Annotated in this window: 11 protein-coding genes; 9 read left to right on the top strand and 2 right to left on the bottom strand. The window is 47.6% G+C overall.

Annotation, left to right across the window (positions count from 1 at the left end):
• Positions 1 to 91: 91 nt before the first annotated feature.
• Together CLOSA_RS05645 and CLOSA_RS05650 are read right to left on the bottom strand one after the other, a co-directional pair.
• Positions 92 to 1324, bottom strand: a complete 1233-nt coding sequence (locus CLOSA_RS05645; protein ID WP_013271810.1) for a site-specific integrase — start codon at positions 1322 to 1324, stop codon at positions 92 to 94.
• 66 nt (positions 1325 to 1390) lie between these two features.
• Positions 1391 to 1591, bottom strand: coding sequence for a hypothetical protein (locus CLOSA_RS05650; protein ID WP_013271811.1), 201 nt, complete (start codon positions 1589 to 1591; stop codon positions 1391 to 1393).
• A 737-nt stretch (positions 1592 to 2328) separates the two neighbouring features.
• On the opposite strand from CLOSA_RS05650, the gene CLOSA_RS22585 reads away from it, so the two are divergent.
• From CLOSA_RS22585 to CLOSA_RS05690, 9 genes are all read left to right on the top strand, one after another.
• Positions 2329 to 2487, top strand: a complete 159-nt coding sequence (locus CLOSA_RS22585) for a hypothetical protein (RefSeq protein WP_157668994.1) — start codon at positions 2329 to 2331, stop codon at positions 2485 to 2487.
• A gap of 2 nt (positions 2488 to 2489) precedes the next feature.
• Positions 2490 to 3557, top strand: a complete 1068-nt coding sequence (locus CLOSA_RS05655; protein WP_013271812.1) for a YqaJ viral recombinase family nuclease — start codon at positions 2490 to 2492, stop codon at positions 3555 to 3557.
• A gap of 69 nt (positions 3558 to 3626) precedes the next feature.
• A complete protein-coding gene (recD2, locus tag CLOSA_RS05660; protein ID WP_334290388.1) occupies positions 3627 to 5909 on the top strand; it encodes an SF1B family DNA helicase RecD2 in 2283 nt (760 codons plus the stop codon).
• Positions 5910 to 5976: 67 nt separating this feature from the next.
• On the top strand, positions 5977 to 7260 hold the full coding sequence (locus CLOSA_RS05665) for a hypothetical protein (RefSeq protein ID WP_013271814.1): 1284 nt from the start codon (positions 5977 to 5979) through the stop codon (positions 7258 to 7260).
• A gap of 40 nt (positions 7261 to 7300) precedes the next feature.
• Entirely contained in the window at positions 7301 to 9088 is a 1788-nt protein-coding gene (locus CLOSA_RS05670; RefSeq protein ID WP_013271815.1) for a YodL domain-containing protein, read from the top strand.
• The gene (locus CLOSA_RS05675) at positions 9081 to 9338 is read left to right on the top strand and encodes a hypothetical protein (RefSeq protein WP_013271816.1); all 258 of its coding nucleotides are present in this window, start codon (positions 9081 to 9083) and stop codon (positions 9336 to 9338) included. The genes CLOSA_RS05670 and CLOSA_RS05675 overlap by 8 nt, the downstream gene beginning before the upstream one ends.
• A gap of 80 nt (positions 9339 to 9418) precedes the next feature.
• Positions 9419 to 10396: a PcfK-like family protein gene (locus CLOSA_RS05680; RefSeq protein WP_013271817.1), complete on the top strand. Its 978-nt coding sequence runs from the start codon at positions 9419 to 9421 to the stop codon at positions 10394 to 10396.
• Positions 10397 to 10433: 37 nt separating this feature from the next.
• Positions 10434 to 10982, top strand: a complete 549-nt coding sequence (locus tag CLOSA_RS05685; protein WP_013271818.1) for a DUF7666 domain-containing protein — start codon at positions 10434 to 10436, stop codon at positions 10980 to 10982.
• Entirely contained in the window at positions 10979 to 13183 is a 2205-nt protein-coding gene (locus tag CLOSA_RS05690; RefSeq protein WP_013271819.1) for a PcfJ domain-containing protein, read from the top strand. The genes CLOSA_RS05685 and CLOSA_RS05690 overlap by 4 nt, the downstream gene beginning before the upstream one ends.
• The last annotated feature ends 13 nt before the right edge of the window (positions 13184 to 13196 follow it).

Here is a 13196-nt window from a genome sequence, read left to right on the forward strand (position 1 = left end):
AGCCCTACGAAACGGGACGACGCAATACGAAGGGCTGACCCGGCAATGATATGTTGCGGTCAGCCCTTTTTCGCGCTCATTACATACACCTTTACAGTAGCTTAAACTGCCCACTGATCTGTTTCACTTTGTTCTGCATGGCCTCTTGCGTGATATGACTATAAATATCCATTGTGGTGGAGAAGTCAGCGTGCCCCATAACCTGCTGAATAAACTTGATGTCGTTGGTCATTTCGCAAAGCCGAGTGCAGAATGTGTGGCGTAGATTGTGTACGCTGAAATGCGGGATCAGTTCTGGCTCACGGTCTTCCAGTTCCGCTTGATCCATCTCTGTCATATTGTACTCCGTATAAATACGGATGATGGCTCGATTGATGTTGTGAGCGCTCATAAAGGAACCGAAGCGATTGCGAAACACAAAACCGTAATACCCGTCTAGCACCAGCTCGGGACCAGGATACAACGTATCCCAGACTTCGCGCAGCAACCGAAGTTGCTCCATGACCTCTGGAAACAAAATTGGAATTATTCGTGTACCTTTAGCCGTTTTCGGTGTAGTAATATGAAAGCCGGCCTTGTCGTCAATGACTCGGTAAATCAGGTTATGGTTGACAAAGATGGAGTTATTCTCAAAGTCCACATCGTTCCAGGTTAAACCGGTGCACTCTGCCACACGCATCCCTGTACCGACCAGCGTGGTCAGGACTGGCAGCCAATGGCAGTAGGTAGGATGTTTTGCCGCAAATCGCAGGAAATTCCGTTGCTGGATTCTTGTCAAGGCGATTCTGGGCTCCGGCTCCGGTGCAGTGCCATCTTTTTTTAGAGAGCTGTAGACGCCTTTGCTCGGATTTTTGCGGATATAGTCATCATCTACTGCCATCTCCAGAGTTGGATGAATCAGGTTATTGATGCTTTCCAGTGAGTTTGTTGCAAATCCTTTTTTCAATAATTTGGTATAAAGGGAAAGAACCTCGCTTTTATGGATGGTATTGATAGACTTATTTGCCAGGGGTTCTTTTTTTATATAGCAATCCCAGAGATATAGGTAGTTTGCCCGAGTTGATGCCTTCAATATAATTTTGGTTCCCATGTAGACCTTGAACATATCGTTCAAAGTAATCTTGGCAGCTTCCTGCGTGCGGATGCCATCATCCTTATCTTTGTTAATTCCACCTTCTTTTTTACGCAGTTCCGCCAGATCTGCATCGTAAATGTACTTTTTCTTGGTACCGAGCTTGTAGACGTACATATACGATCCATCGGCACGTTGGGTTTCCCCGGGGCGAAGGTTGCGCCCCTTATTATCTTTTCTTGCTTTTGCCATAATAATTACCTCCTAACTGGTGAAATATTTTGCCTACAGTTGCAAGACCGCAGGCAGGGTCTTGTGTTAGCATGAAATCTCGTACAGATACTCTTTGACGCGCTGTACACTCCAAAGAACACGGGAATTCATGGTGATGCGTGCGTGGGCCAAATCACCGATTTGGATAGCGGTATGTCGTCCACAGCAGAGCATCTTGCAGAGAGTGTCGGTATCAACGGCCAGACACTGCTCCGGGGAAAGATCATTGGGTTTTCTTTTTTCCATAATCGCCCTCCTTGTGCAATTACATATATCCTTTACGATTTGTAAATCAGGTTTTTCAACAAAAACAATGAAGCCGATAAAAACCAGTTAGAAGTAATCAGTCAGTAAATTTTCCAAAGGGCCATTTCCTGCGCCGGTGTTCCGCCGCGTATTTGCAGGCTCCGCTATGCGGTACTTCTACGGTGGGCATGCTCTTGTCATCGCATACTATCCGCCATTCCTGTATAACTCCCTCCGGAAAGGTTATGATTTTATCAAGGTGCAAAAAGGCGTATGGAGCCATCCGGTCTTGTCCGGAATTGACCCATACACCTAAAAAAGAGGAAGATTGAAAAATTCTTCTGCAAAGTTCTATAAAAAATTAAAAAACTATATATAGTATTGCACCCTTGACTTGACCTATATATTGTGTTATTATTACAGCGTAATTGATTTTTGTGCGTCCGATATGGGAATACAGAGTTTTATCTGTACGCGGTCCTGATCCGCATTGCACACGGTGTTAAGTTTGTATTCTGTCAGTGGTATTACTGCGCCAAATTGGCCGGTAGATCGCTGGCTTTTTTATTTTCAGGGTTTTCCCTATTTTGAAGCGAGAATGACTTTGGTTCATGGAATTCAGATTCTGTGGACGCTAGGCAATTTTTTGCCCTTAGTCATTCTCGCTTTTTTTGTTGCCCAAATGCCGGTGACGGCTTTGAGGATAAATCTATAATGCAGAAAGGTAGGTATTGAAAATGAAGATGAATCAGAAAAAGAAGTCCAGCTACACCATCCAAAAGCAGGCGGCAGGCGGCAGGACGAAAAGCTGCCAGAGGGTAGCCTGCCGGAACATGAATCCCCGCGTGGTGCCTAGAATGACCGTCATTCCCCGACACGCTCATAGGGGGATTTGATTATGACGGCAGGCAGCGTCACACAAAGAGCAAGACATGCTCCTCTTGTGCTGGTGGAAACAGCAAATCTGTCCAGAAATGAATGGCTGGCATACAGGCGCCGAGGAATCGGCGGCAGTGATGTGGCCTCCATCTTTGGAATTTCCCCTTTCCGAACGGCCAGGGACCTTTACTTCGACAAATTGGATATTGCATCTGTTGAAGAAGATGAAGGTAACTGGGTTGCCATGGAAATGGGAAACTTATTGGAGCCGTTGGTGGCAAAAATCTTTGCAAAGAAAACCGGCTACAAAATCTATCAGATCAAAAAGATGTTTTATCATCCGTTATACCCATTCATGCTGGCTGATGTGGATTATTTTGTGAAGTTACCAGATGGAACAACTGCCATTTTGGAGATCAAAACCACGAACTACAACGCCAGGGATAGCTGGTGGCTGGATGGTGCGGAAACTGTACCCGTATATTATGAAAGTCAGGGTCGTCATTATATGGCGGTCACGGATATAGACCGGGTATTTTTTTGCTGCCTTTACGGAAACAACGAGGAAGAAGTCATCATCCGGGAAATTAGACGGGATTATGCCTACGAGGAAGAAATGATTTTTCTGGAGCAGGAATTTTGGGACAATCATGTGCTGGCAAAATTGCCTCCGCCCTATTGGGAGCCGGGGAATCTGATTATGGAGAGTGCCCGCAGACATTTTGGCGCAGCTGATCCTGATGCACCTGTGGTAGAGCTGAATTCCAGTATGAGTGCAAAGTTGATACGTTATTTGCAGCTTCAAGAAGAAAAGAAAAATATGGAGGTGAATTCCAAGCAAATTGACAAAGAACTGCAACGCCTGAAAGGGATATTGGTTTCTGAAATGGGAACAAGCTGCGCCGCTGTCTGCCGGTATGGTGAAGTCAACTATACCATTACCTATAATCCTGTTAGGAAAACGGGGATTGATAAGGATGGTTTGTTACGGCTAAAACTGCAATACCCGGATATTTATGAACAGTTTATCTCAACGTCTGAATTCCGGCGTTTCAATGTAAAAGCATCCGCGGTGGATGCTGCGTAGTGAAAGGAGAGTTTATGGAAACGAAAGATTCATTAAAAAAACCAGCTTCCGTGTCCAGTGGGATGGGAGGTGGAAAAGTTGAGCTATATCGGTACTTATGATGGGACCATTTTTTACAATCCCGCCAATAAATACTGCATCATCAGCATAAAGACGAAAGGCCAGAACGTACCTGTTCAGGCCCGGTCAACCAGGCAGTATCGGGATCACCTGATTCGATTTGTTGCTGTGGGTTACGAACTGCCCCGCACCGATGCGGTCCAACTGGAGTTGGATGGTGAATGGAAAAGCGGCAAGTACGGTCAACAGCTTCAAGTAGAGCAATGGCATGAAATTGTTCCGCGGACGGCAGACGGCGTGGAGGGTTATTTGTCTTCCGGCCTAATCAAAGGTATTGGTCCCAAAGTGGCAGCTGAAATTGTATCCCGCTTTGGAGTGGGAACGCTGGATATTCTGGAAAAGCATCCGGAACGTCTGCTTGAAGTCAAGGGCATTACAGAAAACAAGCTGGAGGACATTAAAGCTTCTTATGCAGAAAGCCGTATGCTGCAAGATCTTATGACGCTGCTGTCTCCATACAAGGTAACTCCGAAAACGGCATTGAAAATCTACCAGTGTTTTGGACCGGACAGCGTGGAGGTGTTGCAAAGAAATCCCTTTGAACTCTGCACTATTTCCGGTTTTGGGTTCCGACGTGTGGATGCCATTGTTCAGAAGAACGGTGGTGACTTACATGCGCCCATGCGTATCAGAGGCGGGATCGTTTGCACCCTGGATGAGATTCGGGGCAAACAAGGTCATCTGTATTTGGACAAAGAGGGCCTGGTCAATTTGAGTTTAAAATTATTGAATGAAAAGATACCCCTTCCTGGGATGCGCCTGCATAGACAGGAAGTCGAGGCTGTGTTACAAGAAATGATTTTGAACGGTGCGGTGGTAATGTCTAGGGATAATATCTACTTACCTCGTATTTTTGAGTTGGAGGATGAAACTGCCCGACAGATTGCTAAGAGGCTGGTTGTGGCTTCCATGACGGAGCATATCGCCCCATTGTTGGAACGAATCAAGACGGAAATGGGAGTTTCCCTTTCTGGAAAGCAGGACAAGGCTGTGCATATGGTATTCCGGCATAACATTTCCATCATTACTGGTTCTCCCGGTACTGGTAAGACAACGGTACTCAAAACCATTTTGGAGGTGTATCGGCATCTACACCCGGATGGAAAAATCATGTTGATGGCTCCAACCGGCCGTGCCAGCCGCCGCATGGCAGAAAGCACAGGATTTGAGGATGCCAAAACAATGCACAGTGGTTTGGGTCTTGGAAGTGAGGAAGATGAAAGCAGCCGGAAAAAAGAGGCCCCTCAGTTGGACGCAGATCTGATTATCGTGGACGAATTTTCCATGGTGGATATGTGGCTGGCAAAGCAATTTTTTACAAGGCTAAAAGACGGCTGCCGGGTGGTGCTGGTGGGTGATGCCGACCAGTTGCCCAGCGTGGGGGCCGGTAATGTGTTCCATGAACTGATTGAGTGTGGTTTGGTGCCGGTGACGGTACTGAATGAAATTTTTCGTCAGGCTAATGACAGCCTGATTGCCTATAATGCAAAATTCATCAATGAGGGCAGTACAAAGCTGTACTATGGTCCGGATTTTGTTTTTCATTCCTGCGATAACCAAGAGGAGGCCGCAGAAAAAATTATGGAGCGGTACTGCAATGAAATTGCGGAAAGCGGGATTGAACGGGTGCTGATTTTGTCTCCGTTCCGTTCAGAAGGTTCTGTATCTGCCGAACAGCTCAATGAGTCTATTCGTGAAATGGTCAATCCTTTCTGCTCTGCAGAGGAGGAAATCAGGCTGGGGCCGAAGAACTTCCGTATTGGCGACCGCATCATGCAGACCAAGAACACAGAAAAAGTATCCAATGGCGACCTGGGTTTTATTCGGTACATCAAGGATACTGAGGATGGGAAACGAATTGGCGTAGACTTTGGGCCAAACCGGGAATTGGAGTACAGTGTAGAGGATATTATTAATTTGGATTTGGCCTATGCCACCACGATTCATAAAGCGATGGGATCGGAGTGCGAAACTGTCATTATGCCGCTGATCAAAGCACATTCGGTAATGCTTTATCGCAATCTGCTTTATACTGCCATTACCCGTGCAAGAAAGCGTGTGGTGCTGGTTGGGCAGAAAGCGGTATTGTTCATGGCAATTCACCGCAACGAAATCAGCAAGCGCAATACATCCTTGGGAGAGCGTATCTGCCTGTATTACCGGGCATTTGCCAAGAGCGCAGGTATCATGATTCCCGCTGCCTTGGAGGAAAAATTGAAGAATGCAGGTTAAAAAAGAGAAGCAAGGTGCAGAAAATGTGCCCGGCGTCTCTATTTATTTTTGAAAGGAGCAAATAACAATGAACGAACATGAAAACAAGAAAAACATGATGTATGAAACTATTCCGGCGGTAGCCAAGCTGAACAAGGTGCCAGGATTTGACCCATTACAGTTTTTGCGGCCAGTTGTCTCCGAAAAGACACATGAAAAACTGCTGAAACTGGACCTGCGCTATCAGAAACTCTGGTTCCGTCTGGCCCATCCCCAGGGACGCATGAAAGTGACAGCACTGCGAATTACTGATAAGATGGCGATTTTTGAGGCTAAGGTGTTTCTGGGTGGGAACGATAACGAACCGGCCAGTAACTTTATTGCCAGCCTAACCCGGGAGGACACGCTCAATTACATTAAAGAAGCCCAGGAAACCGCTTTGAGTACTGCTTTACAGGATGCCGGCTTTGGCCTGCAGTTCGCAGATGTGAGTGTGGCCAGAAGCGGTGAACACTATGGCAGTGCTATTCCGGCTGTTGATGAACATAAGGGGGAAACGTCTAACGTTAAGAAATCGACGATACAGCCATTTAAAGGCGCCGCAGAGACATCTTCAGTTTTAAATGAGAAAGTACCTGCAGAGGCGACAAAAGAGCCGCTGGCGGCGTCTGTGGATGCCATAGCACCGATTACCGATGCGCGGGCCAATCCTGCCATGCAGAGTGCAGTGAAAAGTCTTCCTGCAAGCGAACAGAAAGAAGAACCTGAAGAACATCTGCCTGTCAGCGAGGCTGCACCGGAATCTGCTGTTGCAGAGAGCATGCCCACCGCTTCGGTGGAACAGGATAAAGTGATGGAGCACTTTCCTGTTGAACCTATCGGCAAGGAGGAACAGTTGCCCGTTACACGGGCTGATGAAACGGGGCAGGCAGACAGTCTTCCGGTGAGCCAGACCGAACAGTCTGTACAGCAGAATGACATTGCGGGCGAGAGCAAAACAGTTTCTTTTACCAGTTTGACCGCTGCTACGCCGACCTCGAAATCTGCCCCTGCCACCAATGAAGTAAATGAACCTGCAGCCAAAGAAAACGCTGCTCCGATTCCGGTTCAGGGCGTGCAAACGGTTGCTGCCGTGCCCCGTTACACCGCAGACATGCCGATGGAGGACATTGCAGCACTGATGACATATGAAGAGGCGCGGGCTGTGAAGGTAGACACGGGAATCTGTAACGGCTGGACGATTGGGCAGGTCGCAGATGAAAGGACACCCAGCTTGAAGTTTTACCTTTACGGTTTAAAAGGAAACAACAATATCCTCCGTGCGGCAGCTAAGGTTATGCTGGACTCCATGACGGAGCAGAAAGCCGGTTGAGTAATCAGCGGCAGGTGCTTAGGAAGAGAGGGATAAGTGGATGGACTCGTACCCACAGGATTTTCCTTTCGGAATCATGGACGTGGTGGAATTGCTGCATCTGCATATACGGCGCAGACAGGCAAACAGCGTTTATGTAGACTGCCCTTTTTGCAATGACCGTCGTGGCAAAATGAACGTAAATTATGTCAAGAATGTCTGGCGGTGCAATTATTGCGGTGAACATGGCGGTATGCTGGCGCTGTATGCAAGCGTGAACAACACAACTAATTCCGACGCTTACAGGGAAATATGCGATATTCTGCAAACTGACCCGCCCTGGGGGTATGAGGCGGAGAAAAAATACTTCGGCTGCGCCGGGGCTTCCAATGGGGAGCCCCGGATCGGCAGCTCTTACCCAGATAGGGCACAAGAAACCAGCGCAGAAGTGCTGGAAGAAGTACCGCAATCAAAGAGAGCCAGCGATCAGGAGATTCACCAGACTTATTCGTTGCTGTTGGAAATGCTGTCCCTGACGGATCGGCACAGGCGGCATCTGCGTTCGCCAAAGCGTGGACTGACGGATGAGCAGATTGATTCTCTTGGCTACAAAAGTACCCCGCCGGTGTTTCTTTGCCGGTCTCTTACAGAACGGCTGACAGCAAAGGGCTGTACAGTGCAGGGAGTCCCCGGTTTTTATCAGCTGGAGGATGGAAATTGGAGTGTTAAATTTAACAAAAGGACTGCCGGGATTTTAATTCCGGCCAAGGGCCTTGACGGTCTAATTCATGGGATACAGATTCTTTTGGATGTGCCGCTGAGGAATGAAAACGACCCGCCGGATAAGGTTGGGGCTAAATACATCTGGTTTTCGTCTTCGACAAAATATATGGGTACAACCTCCGGTAGTCCGGTGCATTTTGTGGGTAATCCGTTTGCCCGTACCGTCTATGTGACGGAGGGGCTGCTCAAAGCAGATATTGCCCACCTTTTGATGAATCGGTCTTTTGTGGCAATCGCTGGAGCCAATAATGTAAGCCGGCTGGATCTTCTATTTACCCTGCTGGCACAGAACGGCACGGAACTGATCGTGGAGGCACATGATATGGATAAGTATAGCAATGAGGCCATTTCTCAAGGGGCTTCCAAAATCTATCTCATGGCACGAAAGCATGGTATGGACTGTCGCCGCTTGACCTGGAATCCCAACTATAAAGGTGTGGATGACTGGCAGCTTGCATTACGTCGGAAAGAAATACAAAAAAAAGAGGAGGCGTCTATGAATTTCAAAGCACGGTATCTTTCCGGCCTTTGTGAAATGGACGACATCAATAGGAGCGTTGAAACGTGGCAAAGAAACCAGGAGCAAGATGTGGGCCTTAATGGCTATCTGGGACTAACAGAGGGAGAGTATGCTGTTCTCCTCCAAGATGGGCAGAATGTGCTGAAAGAACTGCTGGATACCCAGTGTCGTAAGTGCTGTTTCCGCATTTACCAACTGGATTTTGAAGAGGAACCCACAATCCCTTTTGCTTTTTTAGGGATCGAGGCACTACACAAAGCCGGCTTCAAGCAACCGCCTGCCGCAAAATACAGGCTGGTGTGCGAGGACAGTATCAGAGTGCCGCGAGAACAGTCAGATGATGAGATATTGCAACGGCTTTTTATCCGGTACAGTACACCACGGGAGGATTGCCCTAAACGCTGTCTGGCTGCATCGGATGTAGTGGAACTTTATGATGAGGAACAGCGGCTTTATTTTTACCGTGATTTAGAAACATTTGTCCCTGTAAGGTTCTCGCCGGCCTTTGCAAAACCGATAGCGGAAAGGCAGAGTGATAATGGATAAGCTGTGCATCCGTATATCAAAAGAGTTGCAATTAGCGACGTTATGTTCTCTTTGCCGACGTTTGAAGTCGGATGTGCATTTTTATGGCGGTGATTGCTATTTTACGGTACTTGTGCCGCCACCCTGGAACACAGAGACAGAGCGTTTTGCACAGGAGCAGCAGGAAAAAATTAAGAAATGGTCGGAGCAGTATCCTGATATTATTTGTTATTGCTTTGACACTTACAGCACATTGGTTTATGTGCTGTGAACTAATTGGCAAAAGGTGTGGAAAGAGATGATTAATCCTGTTTCCATACCTTTTTTGTGATTAATGAAAGGAGATTTACCATGGGTGTTTTTTCTGAAATAAATATGGAAATGCAAAGTGGCATAGACTCGCCGTTTGAGGACGAAGGTGCTTTTGAGCAGACGCCAGCTTTTGAACAGGTAGAACGTCTGCCGGTCATGCCCTCTGAACAGACGGAAGAAGAGATGAAGTTGCCTGCTCCCCAAGCGTATGCCCCCAATGATATGGATAGCGCAGAAGATGATGCGGATACATCGGAAGATGGTCCCACCGATGATGAAGATGACTGCGGGGAGGAATCGGAGGATGAAATGGAACCGGACAGCAAGACTGAACCGGACACCGTAACATCCAAAGCCCAGGCGGACGCTGAGGAACAAAAAAAGCGTGCCGAGCATGAAGCAACTGAGGCCAAACGCAAAGAGGAATGGGAGGCTGCCCAGGCAGCAAAAAAAGCCGCCGAGAAAGAGCAGTTAGATCATCTGGCAGCTATGGGTGACAACGAAATTATGGAGGCCTCCGCCAAGCGTGTCAGCAGTGATACCGAGAAGCTGACACGGCGCAATATGAAGGAGTGTGTGTCGGAGTACATCCAGACACTTTGTTTCTCCGACCCTGCTTTTGCCCGGTTGACAATGCAGCCCCGTAAGACAATGATTCATTGCTTCTATTACATTAACCGTAAGGCCATGGAATTCCTCCAGCAGGAGATAAAGGACAACGGGATAAAACCAGAGGGGCCCAATGGCGCTTATGGCGGTGACATACCAGATGATATGTGCTACCAGTGGGCGGAAGAATATTTCCGTGACCCGGCTGCCGAAGAGGATAAGGAAAAAGAAGAAGAATTTGTTCCAAAGCCCTATATCGGCAGGACCATCACTTCCAATACGAAAAGAAAAAAGGCTGCAGAAAAGAAAGTGCCGGAGAAAAAGCCGGAGCCAGAGAAAAAGAAAGAGGTTCCTGATGGGCAGTTGTCGTTACTTGATTTAACTATGCCCTCATCGAAGGTCAGCTAATCTGCCTGATAGCGGCAAGTAAGAAAGGGGATGAACTATGATTGCATATAAAGGGTTTTCTCCCGGCATGGTTTGCCGGGAGTATCAGTTTCGCATGGGGATTAATGTGACTGACAAAGCCAACTGCCGGGAAAATGGATTCCACTGTGCGGAAGACCCGTTGGATTGCCTGACATATTACTCAGACATGGATTGTGCAGAGTATTACATTGTTGAAGCAGGCGGCGACATTGATGAAGATGATGTTGATTCAAAAATTGCCTGCACGCATTTGAATATCATTAAAAGGCTGACCGTGGAGGAGTTTTTCCTCCATGGTCTCGCTTATATAGTGGATCACCCGAAAAGAAATTGGAATTCTAAGGTGCAGAAAGGCAAAGGAAAGGCGTGTAACGGTTATGTGCTGGTGCGCGGGATTGATCCTGCTGCTTCCGGTGAGCTGAACGATATCCTTGCTTTTGCAAAAGAAGACCATGCCACTGGGAACATCATTCAGGTGGCCCTGACCCGGGTAGATGGACAGAAAGTGCTGCCCGGACGTTGGTATGGAGTTGATTTGAAAGAAAGGCAGGTGAGCTTGATTTGAGAAAAAGTGAATTGCGTAAACTACGCACGTTAAAGGCGACGTCTAAGATGATGCAGTTGGCTGTTGAAAATAATCCAAGACGTGAGGTTTACAGTTATGGCTGGGGAGGCCAACAATACACCAGGGAAATTTATCAGTATGGACTATATATGCGATGTCAGACTCTGCAAGGCATCCTGAAAGTGGCATTTTTCCTCCCAGACCGTATGCGTTTGGGAGGAAATCTTCCGGCTTATGAGCTGTTTATTTGCCGGGACACCGGGCAGTTTTTGACTTATGACCGGAACCGGGGCAAGTGGCTGACAGCCAAGCTGGATATGTTGGATTGGCCCTCTTATGTTCATGCTTCTGAAAAAAAGTGGATCAATCCGGAGGGCTTTTCTGCCATCAAGAAGTATCTGCGAATAGAGCACGGTGGATATACCGGCTTGTTGGAATATCAACTTCAGGTGCGAGAGGATGAACTAAAGCGGCGACACAAACGGGAAACTGACTCTTGGGATTTAGACCTGGCCCAAACGCCGGAGCTGCCTAAAGACTGGGACCGATGGGTGCGTAAGGTAGGCATTCAGGAGAATTATGTATTTTATCAGTATGCCCGAAAGGGCACAGATAGCGGATACTGTAGTTACTGCGAGAAGGAAGTACCAATCCGTAATCCCCGACATAATAAGCAGGGACATTGTCCTTGCTGCCGACATGAGATTACATTCAAGTCTATCGGTAAAGCCGGGAGGGTAAATACAAAAAGTGCCTTTATGTATCTGATTCAGCGGTGTGAGGATGGCTTTATGATTCGGGAATTTTCCGGTTCAGGACATTACAGGAAAGGGGAATATGAAAAGCCAGAGTATTCATACAGAGAAAATCGACGGGCCATCTATAATCGAAATGGACGTGGCCTCCATGCTTATTACTGGGGGGACTATAAACACAGTGAGTTTCGTTGGATTAGGGGCAGCCTTTGTTCAGCTTCAGGATACTATGACTATGGTGGACGGGTCTATGGCAGGACAATTCCTGATTTAGGAAAGTATGAACTGCGTCGTACCGGGCTGGTAGAAAGCATTCGGGATATGCAAGTTATTGATCCAGAAAAGTATTTAGCGGTGCTGCAGGAGGTTCCCCAGCTGGAGCAGTTGTCGAAAGCTGGACTCTCCGATTTGGTTAAGGAATGTATGGCTGACAGATATTCTTTTCAAGAGTGCTTTCGTAAACATGGCACCGGCAGCCTGGCTAAAGTGCTGGGAACGGATGCCCAGGGATTAAAACGGCTGCGGGCAAATAAGGGCGGGCAAAAGTTCTTGAAGTGGATTCAATATGAAAAAGCCACCGGGAAACTTCTGCCTGATAAGGTAATTGGTTGGTTCTGCAGCCAGAGCGTAAAAGCAGATGACCTGAAATTCATCCTTGACCGGATGAGTATTGTCCAAGTTTATAATTACATGAGGCGACAGATGCAGGAGAGCAGAATGTCCAGCAGAGAAATCCTGACCACATGGGAGGACTATCTCTCCATGGCTCTGCGGTTTGGCATGGATACCAATGATGCGATTGTCTTCCGGGCACGAAAGTTACGCCAACGCCATGATGAATTGGTGGCCCGTTGCCATCAGAAGAAGGACTTAGTCCTTCGCGCTGGTGAGGTGCTGAAAGAGTATCCACATATTGAAAAGATCTATCAGTCCATCCGAGATATTTATACCTTTGCGGACAAGGATTACACCGTGGTAGTGCCCTCTCGAATCGAGGATATCATATTGGAGGGAGAGCACCTTCACCATTGCCTCGGCAATGTTGAGAGATACTGGGAACGGATTGAGAGCAGGGAAAGCTATGTGCTATTCCTGCGCCTAACTTCTGAACAAGGGAAATCCTATTATTCGTTGGAAATTGAGCCAGATGGAACAGTCCGGCAGAAGAGAAACATGTATGACCGTCAGAAAGCTGACATCGAGGAAGCTACGAAATTCCTGCAAAAATGGCAGAAAGAAATCTCCAAGCGGCTGACGGACGAGGAACGGGAGTTGGCGAAAACCAGTCGTGTTCTGCGTAATCAGGAATTCGCTCAGTTGCGAGAGGACCAGGTCATCATTCATACCGGACATTTGCGCGGACACCTGTTGGTGGATGTGCTGATGGCTGATTTGATGGAGGCAACAGAAATTGTACCTGTGTCGGCGCTTCCTGCGGCGGCATAATAAAAACAATGAG

Origin of the sequence: [Clostridium] saccharolyticum WM1 (assembly GCF_000144625.1) — a bacterium.
GTDB lineage: Bacteria > Bacillota > Clostridia > Lachnospirales > Lachnospiraceae > Lacrimispora > Lacrimispora saccharolytica.